This is a genomic window from Actinokineospora inagensis DSM 44258 (genome assembly GCF_000482865.1).
Taxonomy (GTDB): domain Bacteria; phylum Actinomycetota; class Actinomycetes; order Mycobacteriales; family Pseudonocardiaceae; genus Actinokineospora; species Actinokineospora inagensis.
On sequence record NZ_AXWW01000051.1, the window covers coordinates 21,479 to 37,816 of the forward strand.

Consider the following 16,338-nt stretch of genomic DNA (forward strand, 5'->3'; position numbering starts at 1 on the left):
CGGTGCGCGACAAGGTAATCGAGTGCGTCGGACGGCGGAGCGGCCAGTCGGGTGACTAGTGGCGCGTGGCCCAGTGGGGCTTGCGCCGAGCGGCAGGCGCCCGGACGGGTGAGCCGGGGCCGGATATCCGTCCCCGCAACGGGATGAAGGTGTTCAACCGCCACCCGCGTGGCAGCGCGGTGCTCCCGGCGGGCACCATGGATCCCGGGCGGCCGTTGGTTGTCCACAAAGGATGTGGCCCCTGGCTGTCGTGAGCAGCCAGGGACCACGTCCGCTACTTGGCGAGCGCCGCGCTGGCCACCGTGACCAGCCGTTCCAGGCTCTCCGGTGCGCACACCATCTCGACCCCGTCGCGGCCCTCGCCGAACACGATGGCGATGGCCTTGTCGCCACACGGGTACGAGCGGATCGCGCAGTCGCTCGCCACCTCCAGGCCCGCACTGACCCGGATCTCTGTCGCGTTCATCCGACCCTCCTGTTTCGTCGACCAGTGCGTTCAACGTATAGCTATCAACCCAGCTCGATCTATAACACCATCGGGTGATATTGCTCAGGGTCACCGATGCGGCACACTGTGCAGCCTCAACGAGCACGGGAGAATCTGATCGTGGAACGCGTGGACCCCTCGGCGCTGCGGTGGCTGATCGGTGTGGAGCTGACCAACTACCGCAAGCAGGCAGGCGTCTCCCAGGCGGAGGTCGGCAAGGCGCTCAAGATATCCGGCGGGATGGTCGCACACTTCGAGGTCGGCAGGCATTTGCCCTCACCGCAACAGATCGACGTGATGCTGACCCGCTACGGCGCCCCCACCTACGACGTCGACCGCCTCACCTACCTCGCAGGCCGCGCCGACAAGTCAAGCTGGCTCGGCCGGTGGAACGACGTGATACCGGACTGGCTGCGCACCTACATCGGGTTGGAGGGCTTGGCTTCCCACGTCGTCACCTACGCGCCGCTGGTCCTGCACGCCCTGACCCAAACCCGCGACTATTCCGCAGGCGTGACCGCACCGAGTTCGCGCGTCCGGCCGGACCAGGAGGAGCGTTTGGTCGGCCTGCGGATGGAACGCCAGCAACGGGTCTTCAGCGACAAGAACCCATTGCACGTAACGATGATCGTCGAAGAGTCGGTACTCGATAGGCCAATCGGCGGCTCGGCCGAGGTAATGCGCGGCCAACTGGAGCACCTGCTTGCCCTGGGAGAACGAAGCAACGTCGCGATCCAGGTGCTGCCTACTTCGGTCGGTCGCCATGATGGGCTGGAGGGCAAGTTCACCCTGCTCCACTTCCTCGATGAGGATAGTCAGCAGCAGGCCAGGCCGGTGGTTTACGTGGAGATTCCGGATGACGCGATATACATCCAGGAACAGCGCCAAGTCGCGCAGTACACTCGGAATGCGGACCAGCTACGCACGGTGGCCCTGTCACCGGCAGAGTCCGCCGCCGCGATCCAGACCCGGCTGGCCGCCTTCACGTGATCCCGGAGGGCACCATGACCAGCACTTGGCGCAAGTCCACCCGCAGCAGCAACGGCAGCGACTGCGTGGAAGTCCGCAACGACCTGTCCGCCATCCGGGACTCCAAGAACCCCACCGGCCCAAGCCTCGCGGTCGACCTCCGTGCCTTGTCCCGTCACTTGAAGGGCTGACCCATGGTCACTTGGCGTAAGTCCACCCGCAGCAGCAACGGCACCGACTGCGTGGAGGTCCGCAACGACCTGTCCGCCATCCGGGATTCGAAGAACCCGGCTGGCCGGAGCATCGCGGTCGACCTTCGTGCCCTGTCGCGCCACCTGAGGGGCTGACCGATGGCCACCTGGCGCAAGTCCACCCGCAGCAACAACGGCAGCAACTGCGTGGAGGTCCGCAGCGACTTGTCTGCCGTCCGGGATTCGAAGAACCCCACCGGCCCGAGCCTCGCGGTCGACCTCCGCGCCCTGGCTCGTCACTTGAGGGGCTGATCCCATGGTCACCTGGCGTAAGTCCAGCCGCAGCAACAACGGCATGGACTGCGTGGAGGTCCGCAGCGACTTGTCTGCCGTCCGGGATTCGAAGAACCCCACCGGCCCGAGCCTCGCGGTCGACCTCCGCGCCCTGGCTCGTCACTTGAGGGGCTGATCCCATGGTCACCTGGCGTAAGTCCAGCCGCAGCAACAACGGCATGGACTGCGTGGAGGTCCGCAGCGACTTGTCTGCCGTCCGGGATTCGAAGAACCCCACCGGCCCGAGCCTCGCGGTCGACCTCCGCGCCCTCGCCCGCCACCTCGCCCGCTGACAACCCCCCAATGACGGCCCCTGATCCCAACCTGATCAGGGGCCGTCATCCGTCTTCCCCTCCCTGCCCGCCGTCACAACCCTGGACCCCGTGTCCATCGCCGAGCACCTCGCTCAGCTCCGACGAACACTCACCGCCCTCACGCACCTCAAGTCCGCCGCTCAATCCCTCACCGACACCCTCACCCGCGGTGCACCACTGCGTCGACACCATCCTCACCGGCGCCGCCGGTCACACCCACGCCACCGAACCCCTCCTCGCCGCCCGCTCCGCCGCCACTGCCCTCCTCACCACCCTCGCAGCGATCGAGCACCACCTCACCGCTTACCTCGGCCCCACCGCCCCGGAGATCAGCCTCCCCAGGTCGACTGCTTCGCTCGACGCCGACCAGGTAGCCGCACTTCGCCGGGACATGCCGCCCGACTTGGTGAGGTGGCGCCAGCGGCCACCCGGGTCGCCACGCCCCAAGACCCACGGTCGCTGGGTCGGTTCGGACGGAATGATCCACTCGGAGGTCAGCGGCCGCGACGAGAAGTACGAACACGCGGTGAAGTGGTACCAAGCCCGGTCCACCCAGATCCCGACTCGAACTTCTGATGTGGAAATCACACTCGCGGTGCACATGAGACTGTCGGAGATACGGTCGGTCACCCTGGTGATCAACAATATGCCCTGCCCTGGCGAGTATGGTTGCGACGGGCAGATTCCCAAGATCCTGCCTAAAGGCTACTCCATGACCGTTCACGGTGCGCGTGGATTTCTCAAAACATATCGAGGAGAATCGTGAGCCCGATCAAGGCCTACTACGACTACGGCGACAAGGATGTCGCACTGCTCCCGGACTTGGCCGCCGTCCGGTTCCTCCTGGCCGAGATGCACCGGGACTCCCGCGACCACGACATCCCCTTGCTCGCCCAGTTGTACATCGACGGCGATGCCGCCACCCCGGAACTCGCCCTCGGCGTCCACGGTGATGTCGGCGTGCTTTCCTACACCGGTCGTTCCTGGCCCGGCCTGTGGCTCAGCGACAACGGCACCCCGGACAACGGCGAAACCGTCGACTACGAGTACCTGGGCAGCCCCACCGAGTTCCGCGTCAACAACCAGATCCCATACCCCCGAAATCCTCGCCGCCGCCGAGTTCTTCTTCGTATCCGGCGGTGACCGACCTTCGTCAGTCGCGTGGCAGGAAGAGAGATGGGATACATGACTTTCGCGACTGCCTACTATTCCCGCGCCCACGCGCGGACAGGAGTCCCGCTCGCCAGTGCCGAGGAGTTGGACGCTCTCCTGCTCCACCTGAGTACCCAGACCCGCCGGATCTTCGTGCAGGTCTATTTCGAGGACGACCCCGACATGCCCGAGTTCGCCATCGGCATCGACGGTGACCACGGCGCCCTCTACTACTCCGGCCGCAACCACATCGGTGTCTGGTACACCCACAACCCCGCCATCACGTCGATCGGCCTCACCGACTACGAGAACTCGGACACCGCGATCGAGATGCCCGACAATGCCCGCCTCCCGCTCACCCAAATCCGCGCGGCCGCCGCCGAGTTCTTTCACTCTCACGGCGACCGCCCCACTTCGGTCGCCTGGCGCGAACAGGCGTGAACGCTGTCTGTGCGTTCTACAGGTACGAAGATCGGGATGGTTTGCTCCTCGCGGACCTGGCCGCCGTACGTGCCCTGGTTGACCGAGTCCGGCAAGACTCCGTCCGCTACGACGCCCCCCTGTTCACCCAGTGGTGCGTCGACGGCGACGCCGATTCCCCGGAGTTCTGCGTCGGCGTCGACGGCGACGTTGGCGTGTTGTCCTACACGGGTCGTGCTTGGCCGGGCTTGTGGTCGAGCCACAACGGCACCCCGGACACCGGCGAAGTCGTCACCTACAGCTACATGTCGAACGCCACCGAGTTCTCGACCAACAATCAAATCCCCTACCCCGAAGTCCTCGCCGCCGCCGAGTTCTTCTTCGTATCCGGTGGTGACCGACCTTCGTCAGTCGCGTGGCAGGAAGAGAAATGACCTTCGCGACTGCCTACTATTCCCGCGTCCACGAGTCGGTGGGAATACCGCTCGCCAGTGCCGAGGAGTTGGACGCCCTGCTGGTCGATCTCAGCACTCAGCCGTACCCGATCGCCGTCCAGGTCTATTTCGAGGATGACCCCACCACCCCCGAGTTCGCCATCGGCGTCGACCGCGATCACGGTGTCCTCTACCACTCCGGTCGCAGCCACCACGGTATCTGGTATTCCCACGACCCCACCACGTCGACCGCCGGTGTCACCGAATACGAGAACATGGACACCCCGGTCGAGATGCCCGACAGCGCCCGCCTCCCCCTCACCCAGATCCGCGCCGCCGCGGCCGAGTTCTTCCACTCCCGAGGCGATCGCCCCACCTCGATCGCCTGGCGCGAACAGACGTGAAAGCGATCCGGGCTTTCTATCGCTACGAAGACGAGGACGGCCACCTTCTCGCCGACCTGGCTGCGGTTCGGGCCATGGTGGAGCGGGTGCGTGCGGACTCCGTGGCGTACGACGCCCCGTTGCTCAGCCTCTGGTACATCGACGGCGATGACGACACCCCGGAGTTCGGGGTCGGGGTTCACGGTGACGTCGGTGTGTTGTCCTATACCGGCCCGGGTCTGTGGTCCAGCCACAACGGCGATCTTGCCGCCGGTGAGCCGATCATCTACAGCTACATGAGCAACGCGTCCGAGTTCCCCGCTTGCGCCCAGATCCCCTACGCCGACGTCCTCGCCGCCGCCGAAGCGTTCTTCACCTCGGGGGGTGACCGGCCCGGGATGGTGGTCTGGCGGGAGGAAGGGGCCGGGTAGGCTGGGGTGGGCGGGTCACGGAGAGCGACGTCACACGACGGCATGATGGTTGCCACGCGTTCGGGTGGACCAACCGGAGCGCACCCGGGGTACCCCCGTTTTGACCTCCCCGTCACGACCAAGGTATCTTTGCTACTCGTGCCCGACCCATGTCGGGTCGGTCCGTGTGCCTGTGCCGCGCGGTCCGCTTGGCAGGCGTTCGCTCGAATGTCGCCGGGCGGACTCCTGCCAGTCACGCCGGAGTTCCTCCCGAACCCCGTTGGGATGATTTTCTTCCCGTGCGGGTGCCGCGAGCGAGGGCGACACGCCCGACCTCGGGGGGCGGGCGGAAGAGCAGGAACGCAAGTACACAGTGCCTTCGGCGCCCCGCGCGGGTGTCGGGAGTCAAAGAGAAAGCCGGTCTATGCCCACGATCCAGCAGCTCGTCCGCAAGGGCCGCCAGGACAAGGTCGCCAAGCAGAAGACTGCGGCTCTCAAGGGGAGCCCGCAGCGCCGTGGCGTGTGCACCCGCGTGTACACCACCACCCCGAAGAAGCCGAACTCCGCGCTGCGCAAGGTCGCCCGCGTTCGGCTGACCAGTGGCATCGAGGTCACGGCATACATCCCGGGTGAGGGGCACAACCTGCAGGAGCACTCGATGGTGCTCGTGCGCGGCGGCCGTGTTAAGGACCTCCCCGGTGTCCGCTACAAGATCATTCGGGGCTCGCTGGACACGCAGGGCGTGAAGAACCGCAAGCAGGCCCGCAGCCTCTACGGCGCGAAGAAGGAGAAGAGCTGACATGCCCCGCAAGGGACCGGCCCCGAAGCGGCCGCTGATCTCCGACCCGGTGTACAGCTCGCCGCTGGTCACCCAGCTCATCAACAAGGTCCTCAAGGACGGCAAGCGCTCGGTGGCCGAGCGCATCGTCTACGGGGCCCTCGAAGGTGCCCGCGACAAGACCGGCACCGACCCGGTCGTCACCCTCAAGCGCGCGCTGGACAACGTGAAGCCCACCCTGGAGGTGAAGTCCCGCCGCGTCGGTGGTGCCACCTACCAGGTGCCGATCGAGGTCAAGCCGGGCCGCTCCACCACGCTCGCGCTGCGCTGGCTGGTGTCCTTCTCGCAGGCCCGCCGGGAGAAGACCATGATCGAGCGGTTGATGAACGAGCTGCTCGACGCCTCCAACGGCCTCGGCGCCAGCGTCAAGCGCCGCGAGGACACGCACAAGATGGCCGAGTCCAACAAGGCATTCGCCCACTACCGCTGGTGAGACAAGGGGTTCGGCCGCCTGGCCGGACCCTCAGCGGCGCCGCAGCTCAAGGACAGGGGAAGAACCCGTGGCACTCGACGTGCTGACCGACCTGGCCAAGGTCCGCAACATCGGGATCATGGCCCACATCGACGCGGGCAAGACCACGACGACCGAGCGGATCCTCTTCTACACGGGGATCAGCTACAAGATCGGCGAGGTGCACGACGGCGCCGCGGTCATGGACTGGATGGAGCAGGAGCAGGAGCGGGGGATCACCATCACCTCCGCGGCGACCACCTGCTACTGGAAAGACCACCAGATCAACATCATCGACACCCCGGGCCACGTCGACTTCACCGTCGAGGTGGAGCGCAACCTGCGGGTGCTCGACGGCGCGGTCGCGGTCTTCGACGGCAAGGAAGGCGTCGAGCCCCAGTCCGAGCAGGTGTGGCGCCAGGCCACCAAGTACGACGTGCCCCGCATCTGCTTCGTCAACAAGATGGACAAGCTGGGCGCGGACTTCTACTTCACCATCAAGACCATCTCCGAGCGGCTCGGCGCCAAGCCGCTGCCGATCCAGATCCCGATCGGGTCCGAGTCGGACTTCATCGGTGTCGTCGACCTGGTCGAGATGCGGGCGCTGACCTGGCGCGGTGAGGTCAAGAAGGGCGAGGACTACACCATCGAGGACATCCCGGCCGACCTCCAGGAGAAGGCCGAGGAGTTCCGCGACGCGCTGTTGGAGGCGGTCGCCGAGACCGACGACGCGCTGATGGAGCTCTACCTCGGTGGCGAGGAACTGACCGTCGAGCAGATCAAGACGGGCATCCGCAAGATCGTCAACGACGGTTCGGCGTACCCGGTGCTCTGCGGTTCGGCGTTCAAGAACAAGGGCGTGCAGCCCATGCTGGACGCGGTGATCGACTACCTGCCGTCGCCGCTGGACCTGCCCCCGGTCGAGGGCACGCTGCAGGACGGTGAGACCCCGCAGTTCCGCAAGCCGGAGCTGGCGGAGCCGTTCTCGGCGCTCGCCTTCAAGATCGCCACCCACCCGTTCTTCGGCAAGCTCACCTACGTCCGGGTCTACTCGGGCCGGGTACCCAGCGGCACCCAGGTCATCAACTCGACCAAGGACCGCAAGGAGCGCATCGGGAAGATCTTCCAGATGCACGCCAACAAGGAGAACCCGGTCGAGGAGGCCATCGCCGGGCACATCTACGCGGTGATCGGGCTCAAGGACACCACCACCGGTGAGACCCTGTGCGACCCGGCCCACCCGATCGTGCTCGAGTCGATGACCTTCCCGGACCCGGTCATCCAGGTCGCCATCGAGCCCAAGACGAAGGCCGACCAGGAGAAGCTGGGCACCGCGATCCAGAAGCTGGCCGAGGAAGACCCCACCTTCAAGGTCAGCCTGGACGACGAGACCGGCCAGACGATCATCGCGGGCATGGGCGAGCTGCACCTGGACATCCTGGTCGACCGGATGCGCCGCGAGTTCAAGGTCGAGGCGAACATCGGCAAGCCGCAGGTGGCCTACCGCGAGACCATCCGCAAGACGGTCGAGAAGCTGGACTACACCCACAAGAAGCAGACCGGTGGGTCGGGCCAGTTCGCGAAGGTCGTCATCAAGCTGGAGCCGCTGGACACCACCCAGAGCGACGGCGCGCTCTACGAGTTCGCCAACGGGGTCACCGGTGGCCGCGTGCCGCGCGAGTACATCCCGTCGGTCGACGCCGGTGCGCAGGACGCCATGCAGTACGGTGTTCTCGCCGGTTACCCGCTCGTCGGGTTGAAGCTGACCCTGCTGGACGGCGCCTACCACGAGGTTGACTCCTCCGAGATGGCGTTCAAGGTCGCGGGTTCCATGGCGCTCAAGGAAGCCGCCCGCAAGGCGGGTCCGGTGCTGCTGGAGCCGATGATGGCCGTCGAGGTCACCTCGCCCGAGGACTACATGGGCGATGTCATCGGCGACCTGAACTCCCGCCGTGGCCAGATCCAGGCCATGGAGGAGCGCAGCGGGGCACGGGTCGTCAAGGCCCTGGTGCCGCTGTCGGAGATGTTCGGGTACGTGGGCGACCTGCGGTCCAAGACCCAGGGTCGGGCCAACTACTCGATGGTGTTCGACTCCTACGCCGAGGTTCCCGCGAACGTCGCGAAGGAGATCATCGCAAAGGCGACGGGGGAGTAGCCCCTCACCGGAGCACCGCACATTACGTGCGGGCTCTCCGGGGAACTCCCCGGGGTCCGCACATTCGACCCTGAAGCCGCCATCCGAATAAGACTTTCGGTCAGGCGGAACGTACAAGTCCAGGAGGACATCAAGTGGCGAAGGCGAAGTTCGAGCGGACCAAGCCGCACGTCAACATCGGGACCATCGGTCACATCGACCACGGAAAGACCACGCTGACCGCGGCGATCTCGAAGGTCCTGCACGACAAGTACCCCGACCTGAACCCCTTCACGCCGTTCGACGAGATCGACAAGGCGCCGGAGGAGAAGCAGCGCGGTATCACCATCTCCATCGCGCACATCGAGTACCAGACCGAGAAGCGGCACTACGCGCACGTCGACTGCCCCGGTCACGCGGACTACGTCAAGAACATGATCACCGGTGCGGCGCAGATGGACGGCGCCATCCTGGTGGTCGCCGCGACCGACGGCCCGATGCCGCAGACCCGCGAGCACGTGCTGCTCGCCCGCCAGGTCGGTGTGCCCTACATCGTCGTCGCCCTGAACAAGGCCGACATGGTCGACGACGAGGAGATCCTCGAACTGGTCGAGCTGGAGGTCCGCGAGCTGCTCTCGGCTCAGGACTTCCCGGGTGACGACCTCCCGGTCGTCCGCGTCTCCGCGCTCAAGGCGCTGGAGGGCGACGCCGAGTGGGGCGCCCGCCTGATCGAGCTGATGGACGCGGTCGACGAGTCGATCCCGGAGCCCGAGCGCGATGTCGTCAAGCCGTTCCTCATGCCCGTCGAGGACGTCTTCACGATCACCGGTCGTGGCACCGTGGCGACCGGTCGCATCGAGCGCGGCATCATCAACGTCAACGAGGAAGTCGAGATCGTCGGCATCCGCGAGAAGGCGCAGAAGACCACCGTCACCGGGGTCGAGATGTTCCGCAAGCTGCTCGACCAGGGCCAGGCTGGCGACAACGTCGGCCTCCTGCTCCGCGGCATCAAGCGCGAGGACATCGAGCGCGGTCAGGTCATCGTGAAGCCGGGCACCACGACCCCGCACACCGAGTTCGAGGCCCAGGTCGTCATCCTGAGCAAGGACGAGGGCGGTCGGCACACCCCGTTCTTCAACAACTACCGCCCGCAGTTCTACTTCCGCACCACCGACGTGACCGGCGTGGTGACCCTCCCCGAGGGCACCGAGATGGTGATGCCCGGTGACAACACCGGCATGACCGTCGCGCTGATCCAGCCGATCGCGATGGACGAGGGTCTGCGCTTCGCCATCCGCGAGGGTGGCCGGACCGTCGGCGCGGGCCGGGTCGTCAAGATCCTGAAGTAGTTCCGGTCGGGGGGTTGGCGTCACTTCCAACCCCCCGATTTGGATCGTCACACCTGGGTGTGGCATCCTTTACGGGTTGCTCGTCGCGGGGCGGCCGGGTTCGTTTCGAACCGGCCGCCTCCGCGTGAGAGCCGGGGTTCGCCTCATCGGACCCCTATAGACGAAGATGTTCGGCTTGCCCGCGGAGTTCGTCCAAGGGACCGCCATGCGAAGCGGGCGCGACACGCCCGACCGCGTGGACCGGGAGCCGGGGATCGCAGCATGTGAACAGGGAAGCGGCGCGGTTCGGCCTGACAGGTCTGCCGACATCGCAACGAGAAGAGGAACGGCAAGCCACCATGGCGGGACAGAAGATCCGCATCCGGCTCAAGGCCTACGACCACGAGGCGATCGACGCGTCCGCGCGCAAGATCGTGGAGACCGTGACGCGCACCGGCGCGCGGGTCGTGGGGCCAGTGCCGCTGCCCACGGAGAAGAACGTCTACTGCGTCATCCGCTCGCCGCACAAGTACAAGGACTCGCGCGAGCACTTCGAGATGCGCACGCACAAGCGTCTGATCGACATCCTCGACCCGACCCCGAAGACGGTGGACGCGCTCATGCGCATCGACCTGCCTGCGAGTGTCGACGTCAACATCCAGTAAGTGCGGCGCAGAGCGGCGGAGAGAACACACAGTCATGTCTGACAGGCAGATGAAGGGGATCCTGGGTACCAAGCTCGGGATGACCCAGGTCTTCGACGAGAACAACCGGGTCGTCCCGGTGACCGTCGTCAAAGCGGGACCCAACGTGGTCACGCAGGTGCGCACCCAGGCGACCGACGGCTACGTCGCCGTCCAGTTGGCGTACGGCGCCATCGACCCGCGCAAGGTGAACAAGCCCGAGGCCGGGCACTTCGCCAAGGCCGGTGTCACCCCGCGCCGCTTCCTGATCGAGCTGCGCACCGCCGACGCCGAGACCTACGAGATCGGCCAGGAGATCACCGCCGAGGTGTTCGAGGCCGGGCAGGTCATCGACGCGACCGGCACCTCCAAGGGCAAGGGCTACGCCGGTGTCATGAAGCGGCACGGTTTCCGCGGTCTGGGCGCCTCGCACGGCACCCAGCGCAAGCACCGTTCGCCTGGCTCCATCGGCGGTTGCGCCACCCCGGGTCGCGTCTTCAAGGGCCTGCGCATGGCGGGCCGGATGGGTCACGTGCGCGTGACCACCCAGAACCTCACGGTGCACCAGGTGGACGCCGAGTCCGGCCTGATCCTGCTCAAGGGCGCCGTCCCCGGCCCCAAGGGCGGTCTGGTGTTCCTCAAGACGGCCGCGAAGGGCGGTGCCTGATGAGCAGCGTTGACATCAAGGCCCCGGGCGGCAAGACCGACGGCAGCGTCGAGCTGCCCGCCGAGGTCTTCGACGTCCAGGCCAACGTGCCGCTGATGCACCAGGTCGTGGTGGCCCAGCTCGCCGCGGCCCGCCAGGGCACGCACTCCACCAAGACCCGCGGCGAGGTCGCGGGCGGTGGCCGCAAGCCGTACCGGCAGAAGGGCACCGGTCGCGCCCGCCAGGGTTCGACCCGCGCGCCCCAGTTCGTCGGCGGCGGCGTCGTGCACGGCCCCCAGCCGCGCGACTACTCGCAGCGGACCCCGAAGAAGATGAAGGCCGCCGCCCTGCGCGGTGCCCTCTCCGACCGGGCGCGCGCGGGCCAGGTGCACGTGGTCACCGGCCTGGTGGACGGCGACAAGCCGTCGACCAAGACCGCCCGGCTGCTGCTGGAGTCGATCACCAGCGCGAAGCGCGTGCTGGTCGTGCTGACCCGGGACGAGGACGTCTCGTGGGTGTCGGTGCGCAACCTCGCGCACGTGCACGTGATCGCCCCCGACCAGCTCAACACCTACGACGTGCTGGTCAACGACGACGTGGTGTTCACCAAGGCCGCTTACGACGACTTCCTGTCGCGGCCGGTCAAGGTCGGCAAGGCGCGCGCCACCGCGAGCGAGGCCGCCGCACAGACCTCGGAGGAGGACAAGTGATCCCCGACCCCCGAGACATCCTTCTCGCGCCGGTGATCTCCGAGAAGTCCTACGGGCTGCTCGAGGAGAACAAGTACACCTTCGTGGTGCACCCGGACGCCAACAAGACCGCCATCAAGATCGCGGTGGAGAAGGTGTTCGGCGTGAAGGTCGTCAGCGTCAACACGCTGAACCGCAACGGCAAGCGCAAGCGCACCCGCACCGGGTACGGCAAGCGCAAGGACACCAAGCGGGCAATCGTGACGCTGTCCGCCGAGAGCAAGCCGATCGAGATCTTCGGCGGCCCGGCCGCGTAAGGGACTGAGCAGACATGGGTATCCGCAAGTACAAGCCGACGACCCCCGGTCGTCGCGGCGCCAGTGTCTCGGACTTCGCCGAGATCACCCGGTCGACCCCGGAGAAGTCGCTGATCCGCCCGCTGCACGGGCGCGGCGGCCGCAACGCGCACGGCAAGATCACCACCCGGCACAAGGGCGGTGGCCACAAGCGCGCGTACCGGCTGATCGACTTCCGGCGCAACGACAAGGACGGCGTGCCCGCCAAGGTCGCGCACATCGAGTACGACCCGAACCGCACCGCGCGCATCGCGCTGCTGCACTACGCCGACGGCGAGAAGCGCTACATCATCGCGCCGAACAAGCTGCAGCAGGGCGACCCGATTGAGAACGGCCCCCGCGCCGACATCAAGCCGGGCAACAACCTGCCGCTGCGCAACATCCCGGTCGGCACCGTGATCCACGCGATCGAGCTCCGCCCCGGCGGCGGCGCCAAGATCGCCCGGTCCGCGGGCGCCAGCGTGCAGTTGGTGGCCAAGGACGGCCCGTACGCCCAGTTGCGGATGCCCTCGGGCGAGATCCGCAACGTGGACGTGCGCTGCCGCGCCACGGTCGGCGAGGTCGGCAACGCCGAGCACGCCAACATCAACTGGGGCAAGGCGGGCCGGATGCGCTGGAAGGGCAAGCGCCCGACCGTCCGCGGTGTCGCGATGAACCCGGTCGACCACCCGCACGGTGGTGGTGAGGGCAAGACCTCCGGTGGTCGCCACCCGGTCAACCCCGCCGGTAAGCCCGAGGGTCGCACCCGGCGCCGCAAGGCCAGCGACCGAATGATCGTCCGCCGCCGCCGTACCGGCAAGAAGCGCTGAGCAGGGAGGTAGAAGACAATGCCACGCAGCCTGAAGAAGGGCCCGTTCGTGGACGACCACCTGCTCAAGAAGGTGGACGCGCTCAACGAGTCGGGCAAGAAGACCGTCATCAAGACCTGGTCCCGTCGGTCCACGATCATCCCGGACATGCTGGGTCACACCATCGCGGTGCACGACGGCCGCAAGCACGTCCCGGTGTTCGTCTCCGAGGCCATGGTGGGGCACAAGCTGGGCGAGTTCGCCCCGACCCGCACCTTCAAGGGCCACATCAAGGACGACCGCAAGGCCCGCCGCCGCTAGTCGGCCGAATCAAGAGCAACGCAGAAGAGAGCAAGGGAAGCAGCGATGAACGCCCGCAATGAGGCCGAGGTGGCGGAGTACCCGCGCGCCATGGCTCGGGCTCGCTACGTTCGCGCCACGCCGATGAAGGTGCGCCGCGTCGTCGAGCTCATCAGGGGACGTAGCGCCAGCGAGGCCCTGGCCGTGCTCCGGTTCGCGCCGCAGGCAGCCAGCGAGCCGGTCGCCAAGGTGCTGGCCAGCGCCGTCGCCAACGCCGAGAACAACTTCAACCTGGACCCGGAGACCCTCTGGGTCGCCGTCGCCTACGTCGACGAGGGTCCGACGCTGAAGCGGTTCCGGCCGCGCGCGCAGGGCCGGGCCTACCGGATCCGCAAGCGCACCAGCCACATCACGGTCGAGGTCGAGTCCCGCCCCGCGGCCAAGCAGGCGCCCAAGCGCCGGACGAGCACGAAGGGTGGTGCCCGGTAATGGGGCAGAAGATCAACCCACACGGCTTCCGACTCGGCATCACCACCGACTGGCGGTCGCGCTGGTACGCCGACAAGCAGTACGCGGAGTACGTCGCGGAGGACGTGAAGATCCGCAAGCTGCTGGCCAAGGGCATGGAGCGGGCGGGCATCTCCCGGGTGGAGATCGAGCGCACCCGCGACCGGGTCCGGGTGGACATCCACACCGCCCGGCCGGGCATCGTCATCGGCCGCCGCGGCGCCGAGGCCGACCGCATCCGCGGTGAGCTGGAGAAGCTCACCAAGAAGCAGGTGCAGCTCAACATCCTCGAGGTCAAGAACCCCGAGGCGGACGCCCAGTTGGTCGCCCAGGTGACCGCGGAGCAGTTGTCCAACCGGGTCTCCTTCCGCCGCGCGATGCGCAAGGCCATCCAGTCGGCCATGCGTTCGCCGCAGGTCAAGGGCATCCGGGTGCAGTGCGGTGGCCGCCTCGGCGGCGCCGAGATGTCCCGCTCCGAGCACTACCGCGAGGGCCGGGTCCCGCTGCACACGCTGCGCGCCGACATCGACTACGGCTTCTTCGAGGCCCGCACCACCTTCGGCCGCATCGGCGTCAAGGTGTGGATCTACAAGGGTGAGGTCGTCGGCGGCCGCCGCGAGTCCGACGTCCGCTCGGCCGCGCCGGACAACCGCCGCGAGCCGCGCCGCGAGCGCCCGAACCGCGCCCGCCGCTCCGGTGCCTCCGGCACCACGGCCACCAGCACCGAGGCGGGCCGTGCCGCCGCCGAGGCGCAGACCAAGAACGAGGCTCCGGCCGAGAACAGCACCAACGGGGAGGGCTGACCCATGCTGATCCCCCGCAGGGTCAAGCACCGCAAGCAGCACCACCCGAAGCGCTCGGGTGCGGCCAAGGGCGGAACCAGGGTCACCTTCGGCGAGTTCGGCATCCAGGCGCTCGAGCCCGCGTACGTGACCAACCGGCAGATCGAGTCCGCCCGTATCGCCATCAACCGGCACATCCGCCGTGGCGGCAAGGTGTGGATCAACATCTTCCCGGACCGCCCGCTGACCAAGAAGCCCGCCGAGACCCGGATGGGTTCCGGTAAGGGTTCCCCGGAGTACTGGGTGGCCAACGTCAAGCCGGGTCGGGTCATGTTCGAGATGTCCTTCCCGAACGAGCAGGTCGCGCGCGAGGCGCTGCGCCGCGCCATCCACAAGCTCCCGATGAAGTGCCGGATCGTCACGCGTGAGGGTGGTGACTTCTGATGGCGGCTGGGACCACCGCTGGTGACCTGCGCGAGCTGACCGACGAGGAGCTGGTGCTGCGGCTGCGCGAGGCCAAGGAGGAGCTGTTCAACCTCCGCTTCCAGATGGCCACCGGCCAGTTGGACAACAACCGCAGGCTGCGCACCGTTCGGCACGACATCGCCCGGGTCTACACCGTGATGCGTGAGCGCGAGCTCGGCCTCTCGGCGTCCCCGGACGCGACCAGCAATGAAGGTGCCGCATGAGCGAGAACGAGACCGTGAGCCAGACGACCGCCGAGGTCGAGGCGCGCAACAACCGCAAGGTCCGCGAGGGCCTGGTCGTGTCCGACAAGATGGACAAGACCATCGTGGTCGCGCTGGAAGACCGCAAGAAGCACCCGCGCTACGCCAAGGTCCTGCGCTCCACCACCAAGGTGAAGGCGCACGACGAGGAGAACACCGCGGGTGTCGGCGACCGGGTCCTGCTGATGGAGACCCGTCCGCTGTCGGCGACCAAGCGCTGGCGGCTGGTGGAGATCCTCGAGAAGGCCAAGTAAGCAGACTCACCAAGGCAAGGCCGAGCCCGTCGGGTCGGAAATCCGGCGGGCCAAGAATGGTCAGGAGCAAGCAGTGATCCAGCAGGAGTCGCGACTGCGGGTCGCCGACAACACCGGTGCGAAGGAAATCCTTTGCATCCGTGTTCTCGGTGGTTCCGGTCGCCGCTACGCGGGCATCGGCGACATCATCGTCGCCACCGTGAAGGACGCGATCCCCGGTGCCGGTGTGAAGAAGGGTGACGTCGTCAAGGCGGTCATCGTGCGCACCGTCAAGGAGCGCCGCCGCCCGGACGGCTCGTACATCCGTTTCGACGAGAACGCCGCCGTCCTCATCAAGGCCGAGGGCGAGCCGCGCGGTACCCGCATCTTCGGCCCGGTGGGCCGCGAGCTGCGCGACAAGAAGTTCATGAAGATCATCTCGCTGGCGCCGGAGGTGCTCTGACATGAAGATCAAAAAGGGCGACACGGTCGTCGTCATCTCGGGCAAGGACAAGGGCGCCAAGGGCAAGGTCATCCACGCCTACCCGGAGACGAGCAAGGTCCTGGTCGAGGGTGTGAACCGGATCAAGAAGCACACCCGGATCACCCAGACCCAGCGCGGCGCGCAGTCCGGCGGGATCGTGACCCAGGAGGCCCCGATCCACGTCAGCAACGTGATGCTGGTGCAGGACGGCAAGGCCGTCCGGGTCGGCTACCAGGTCAACGATGACGGCCGCAAGGTCCGCGTGGCCCGCGGCAAGGGCAACGGGAAGGAGATCTGA

At 67.1% G+C, this 16,338-nt stretch carries 30 protein-coding genes; 28 read left to right on the top strand and 2 right to left on the bottom strand.

The window, feature by feature from the left end; genetic code table 11:
- Positions 1–274 precede the first annotated feature (274 nt).
- Positions 275–466 (bottom strand): hypothetical protein, encoded by a 192-nt coding sequence (locus H504_RS0119260; protein ID WP_026424107.1) that lies wholly within the window; start codon positions 464–466, stop codon positions 275–277.
- A 141-nt stretch (positions 467–607) separates the two neighbouring features.
- Here H504_RS0119260 and H504_RS0119265 point away from each other — a divergent pair, with 141 nt between their 5' ends.
- The gene (locus tag H504_RS0119265; protein WP_245614361.1) at positions 608–1,477 is read left to right on the top strand and encodes a helix-turn-helix domain-containing protein; all 870 of its coding nucleotides are present in this window, start codon (positions 608–610) and stop codon (positions 1,475–1,477) included.
- 14 nt (positions 1,478–1,491) lie between these two features.
- The gene (locus tag H504_RS40255) at positions 1,492–1,647 is read left to right on the top strand and encodes a DUF397 domain-containing protein (RefSeq protein ID WP_211239360.1); all 156 of its coding nucleotides are present in this window, start codon (positions 1,492–1,494) and stop codon (positions 1,645–1,647) included.
- Here the strand turns inward: H504_RS40255 and H504_RS44065 are convergent.
- On the bottom strand, positions 1,632–1,904 hold the full coding sequence (locus tag H504_RS44065; RefSeq protein ID WP_035304957.1) for a hypothetical protein: 273 nt from the start codon (positions 1,902–1,904) through the stop codon (positions 1,632–1,634). The genes H504_RS40255 and H504_RS44065 overlap by 16 nt on opposite strands.
- On the opposite strand from H504_RS44065, the gene H504_RS40265 reads away from it, so the two are divergent.
- The 26 genes from H504_RS40265 (at position 1,855) to rplX (ending at position 16,338) form a co-directional block, all read left to right on the top strand.
- The gene (locus tag H504_RS40265; protein WP_425394066.1) at positions 1,855–1,959 is read left to right on the top strand and encodes a DUF397 domain-containing protein; all 105 of its coding nucleotides are present in this window, start codon (positions 1,855–1,857) and stop codon (positions 1,957–1,959) included. The genes H504_RS44065 and H504_RS40265 overlap by 50 nt on opposite strands.
- Before the next feature lie 4 nt (positions 1,960–1,963).
- Complete coding sequence (locus tag H504_RS40270) at positions 1,964–2,116, top strand: DUF397 domain-containing protein (RefSeq protein ID WP_084467891.1); 153 nt, start codon at positions 1,964–1,966, stop codon at positions 2,114–2,116.
- A 4-nt stretch (positions 2,117–2,120) separates the two neighbouring features.
- Positions 2,121–2,273 carry a DUF397 domain-containing protein gene (locus tag H504_RS40275; protein WP_084467893.1) on the top strand — a complete coding sequence of 51 codons (153 nt, stop codon included), beginning with the start codon at positions 2,121–2,123 and terminating at the stop codon, positions 2,271–2,273.
- Positions 2,274–2,463: 190 nt separating this feature from the next.
- Positions 2,464–3,060 (top strand): DddA-like double-stranded DNA deaminase toxin, encoded by a 597-nt coding sequence (locus tag H504_RS35970; RefSeq protein ID WP_051386039.1) that lies wholly within the window; start codon positions 2,464–2,466, stop codon positions 3,058–3,060.
- A complete protein-coding gene (locus H504_RS0119300; protein WP_026424110.1) occupies positions 3,057–3,437 on the top strand; it encodes an Imm1 family immunity protein in 381 nt (126 codons plus the stop codon). Before H504_RS35970 ends, H504_RS0119300 begins: the two co-directional genes overlap by 4 nt.
- Positions 3,438–3,479: 42 nt before the next feature.
- Positions 3,480–3,887, top strand: a complete 408-nt coding sequence (locus tag H504_RS0119305) for an Imm1 family immunity protein (RefSeq protein ID WP_169735423.1) — start codon at positions 3,480–3,482, stop codon at positions 3,885–3,887.
- A gap of 41 nt (positions 3,888–3,928) precedes the next feature.
- Positions 3,929–4,300 (top strand): Imm1 family immunity protein, encoded by a 372-nt coding sequence (locus H504_RS0119310; protein WP_169735424.1) that lies wholly within the window; start codon positions 3,929–3,931, stop codon positions 4,298–4,300.
- Entirely contained in the window at positions 4,297–4,704 is a 408-nt protein-coding gene (locus H504_RS0119315; RefSeq protein WP_026424113.1) for an Imm1 family immunity protein, read from the top strand. Before H504_RS0119310 ends, H504_RS0119315 begins: the two co-directional genes overlap by 4 nt.
- Positions 4,701–5,114, top strand: coding sequence for an Imm1 family immunity protein (locus H504_RS0119320; RefSeq protein ID WP_026424114.1), 414 nt, complete (start codon positions 4,701–4,703; stop codon positions 5,112–5,114). Before H504_RS0119315 ends, H504_RS0119320 begins: the two co-directional genes overlap by 4 nt.
- A 403-nt stretch (positions 5,115–5,517) precedes the next feature.
- Complete coding sequence (gene rpsL / locus H504_RS0119325) at positions 5,518–5,892, top strand: 30S ribosomal protein S12 (RefSeq protein WP_026424115.1); 375 nt, start codon at positions 5,518–5,520, stop codon at positions 5,890–5,892.
- A 1-nt stretch (position 5,893) separates the two neighbouring features.
- Positions 5,894–6,364, top strand: coding sequence for a 30S ribosomal protein S7 (gene rpsG, locus H504_RS0119330; RefSeq protein WP_026424116.1), 471 nt, complete (start codon positions 5,894–5,896; stop codon positions 6,362–6,364).
- 67 nt (positions 6,365–6,431) lie between these two features.
- A complete protein-coding gene (gene fusA, locus H504_RS0119335) occupies positions 6,432–8,537 on the top strand; it encodes an elongation factor G (RefSeq protein WP_026424117.1) in 2,106 nt (701 codons plus the stop codon).
- Positions 8,538–8,671: 134 nt separating this feature from the next.
- On the top strand, positions 8,672–9,865 hold the full coding sequence (gene tuf, locus H504_RS0119340) for an elongation factor Tu (RefSeq protein WP_026424118.1): 1,194 nt from the start codon (positions 8,672–8,674) through the stop codon (positions 9,863–9,865).
- Positions 9,866–10,203: 338 nt separating this feature from the next.
- Positions 10,204–10,509 (top strand): 30S ribosomal protein S10, encoded by a 306-nt coding sequence (gene rpsJ / locus H504_RS0119345; protein ID WP_003938093.1) that lies wholly within the window; start codon positions 10,204–10,206, stop codon positions 10,507–10,509.
- A gap of 34 nt (positions 10,510–10,543) precedes the next feature.
- Positions 10,544–11,194 carry a 50S ribosomal protein L3 gene (gene rplC / locus H504_RS0119350; protein ID WP_026424119.1) on the top strand — a complete coding sequence of 217 codons (651 nt, stop codon included), beginning with the start codon at positions 10,544–10,546 and terminating at the stop codon, positions 11,192–11,194.
- On the top strand, positions 11,194–11,883 hold the full coding sequence (gene rplD / locus H504_RS0119355) for a 50S ribosomal protein L4 (RefSeq protein WP_026424120.1): 690 nt from the start codon (positions 11,194–11,196) through the stop codon (positions 11,881–11,883). The genes rplC and rplD overlap by 1 nt, the downstream gene beginning before the upstream one ends.
- Positions 11,880–12,179, top strand: a complete 300-nt coding sequence (gene rplW / locus H504_RS0119360; RefSeq protein ID WP_018682831.1) for a 50S ribosomal protein L23 — start codon at positions 11,880–11,882, stop codon at positions 12,177–12,179. Before rplD ends, rplW begins: the two co-directional genes overlap by 4 nt.
- 14 nt (positions 12,180–12,193) lie before the next feature.
- Positions 12,194–13,027 (top strand): 50S ribosomal protein L2, encoded by an 834-nt coding sequence (rplB, locus tag H504_RS0119365; RefSeq protein WP_026424121.1) that lies wholly within the window; start codon positions 12,194–12,196, stop codon positions 13,025–13,027.
- An 18-nt stretch (positions 13,028–13,045) separates the two neighbouring features.
- Positions 13,046–13,327 carry a 30S ribosomal protein S19 gene (gene rpsS / locus H504_RS0119370; protein ID WP_018682829.1) on the top strand — a complete coding sequence of 94 codons (282 nt, stop codon included), beginning with the start codon at positions 13,046–13,048 and terminating at the stop codon, positions 13,325–13,327.
- Between the two features lie 45 nt (positions 13,328–13,372).
- Positions 13,373–13,795: a 50S ribosomal protein L22 gene (gene rplV / locus H504_RS0119375; RefSeq protein WP_035304959.1), complete on the top strand. Its 423-nt coding sequence runs from the start codon at positions 13,373–13,375 to the stop codon at positions 13,793–13,795.
- Positions 13,795–14,616, top strand: coding sequence for a 30S ribosomal protein S3 (rpsC, locus tag H504_RS0119380; protein ID WP_026424123.1), 822 nt, complete (start codon positions 13,795–13,797; stop codon positions 14,614–14,616). The genes rplV and rpsC overlap by 1 nt, the downstream gene beginning before the upstream one ends.
- A gap of 3 nt (positions 14,617–14,619) precedes the next feature.
- Positions 14,620–15,039, top strand: coding sequence for a 50S ribosomal protein L16 (gene rplP, locus H504_RS0119385; protein WP_026424124.1), 420 nt, complete (start codon positions 14,620–14,622; stop codon positions 15,037–15,039).
- Positions 15,039–15,284, top strand: a complete 246-nt coding sequence (gene rpmC, locus H504_RS0119390) for a 50S ribosomal protein L29 (RefSeq protein ID WP_026424125.1) — start codon at positions 15,039–15,041, stop codon at positions 15,282–15,284. The genes rplP and rpmC overlap by 1 nt, the downstream gene beginning before the upstream one ends.
- Positions 15,281–15,577 (top strand): 30S ribosomal protein S17, encoded by a 297-nt coding sequence (gene rpsQ / locus H504_RS0119395; protein ID WP_026424126.1) that lies wholly within the window; start codon positions 15,281–15,283, stop codon positions 15,575–15,577. Before rpmC ends, rpsQ begins: the two co-directional genes overlap by 4 nt.
- Positions 15,578–15,650: 73 nt before the next feature.
- Positions 15,651–16,019, top strand: coding sequence for a 50S ribosomal protein L14 (gene rplN, locus H504_RS0119400; RefSeq protein WP_026424127.1), 369 nt, complete (start codon positions 15,651–15,653; stop codon positions 16,017–16,019).
- Position 16,020: 1 nt separating this feature from the next.
- Positions 16,021–16,338 carry a 50S ribosomal protein L24 gene (rplX, locus tag H504_RS0119405; protein WP_026424128.1) on the top strand — a complete coding sequence of 106 codons (318 nt, stop codon included), beginning with the start codon at positions 16,021–16,023 and terminating at the stop codon, positions 16,336–16,338.

Bases quoted from the DNA above. Each gene is read 5' to 3' on its own strand.
- H504_RS0119260 (WP_026424107.1), bottom strand. From the start codon at position 466: ATGAACGCGACAGAGATCCGGGTCAGTGCGGGCCTGGAGGTGGCGAGC.
- H504_RS40255 (WP_211239360.1), top strand. From the start codon at position 1,492: ATGACCAGCACTTGGCGCAAGTCCACCCGCAGCAGCAACGGCAGCGAC.
- H504_RS40270 (WP_084467891.1), top strand. From the start codon at position 1,964: ATGGTCACCTGGCGTAAGTCCAGCCGCAGCAACAACGGCATGGACTGC.
- H504_RS40275 (WP_084467893.1), top strand. From the start codon at position 2,121: ATGGTCACCTGGCGTAAGTCCAGCCGCAGCAACAACGGCATGGACTGC.
- H504_RS0119305 (WP_169735423.1), top strand. From the start codon at position 3,480: ATGACTTTCGCGACTGCCTACTATTCCCGCGCCCACGCGCGGACAGGA.
- H504_RS0119315 (WP_026424113.1), top strand. From the start codon at position 4,297: ATGACCTTCGCGACTGCCTACTATTCCCGCGTCCACGAGTCGGTGGGA.
- rpsL (WP_026424115.1), top strand. From the start codon at position 5,518: ATGCCCACGATCCAGCAGCTCGTCCGCAAGGGCCGCCAGGACAAGGTC.
- rpsG (WP_026424116.1), top strand. From the start codon at position 5,894: ATGCCCCGCAAGGGACCGGCCCCGAAGCGGCCGCTGATCTCCGACCCG.
- rpsJ (WP_003938093.1), top strand. From the start codon at position 10,204: ATGGCGGGACAGAAGATCCGCATCCGGCTCAAGGCCTACGACCACGAG.
- rplC (WP_026424119.1), top strand. From the start codon at position 10,544: ATGTCTGACAGGCAGATGAAGGGGATCCTGGGTACCAAGCTCGGGATG.
- rplD (WP_026424120.1), top strand. From the start codon at position 11,194: ATGAGCAGCGTTGACATCAAGGCCCCGGGCGGCAAGACCGACGGCAGC.
- rplB (WP_026424121.1), top strand. From the start codon at position 12,194: ATGGGTATCCGCAAGTACAAGCCGACGACCCCCGGTCGTCGCGGCGCC.
- rpsS (WP_018682829.1), top strand. From the start codon at position 13,046: ATGCCACGCAGCCTGAAGAAGGGCCCGTTCGTGGACGACCACCTGCTC.
- rplV (WP_035304959.1), top strand. From the start codon at position 13,373: ATGAACGCCCGCAATGAGGCCGAGGTGGCGGAGTACCCGCGCGCCATG.
- rpsC (WP_026424123.1), top strand. From the start codon at position 13,795: ATGGGGCAGAAGATCAACCCACACGGCTTCCGACTCGGCATCACCACC.
- rplP (WP_026424124.1), top strand. From the start codon at position 14,620: ATGCTGATCCCCCGCAGGGTCAAGCACCGCAAGCAGCACCACCCGAAG.
- rpmC (WP_026424125.1), top strand. From the start codon at position 15,039: ATGGCGGCTGGGACCACCGCTGGTGACCTGCGCGAGCTGACCGACGAG.
- rpsQ (WP_026424126.1), top strand. From the start codon at position 15,281: ATGAGCGAGAACGAGACCGTGAGCCAGACGACCGCCGAGGTCGAGGCG.
- rplX (WP_026424128.1), top strand. From the start codon at position 16,021: ATGAAGATCAAAAAGGGCGACACGGTCGTCGTCATCTCGGGCAAGGAC.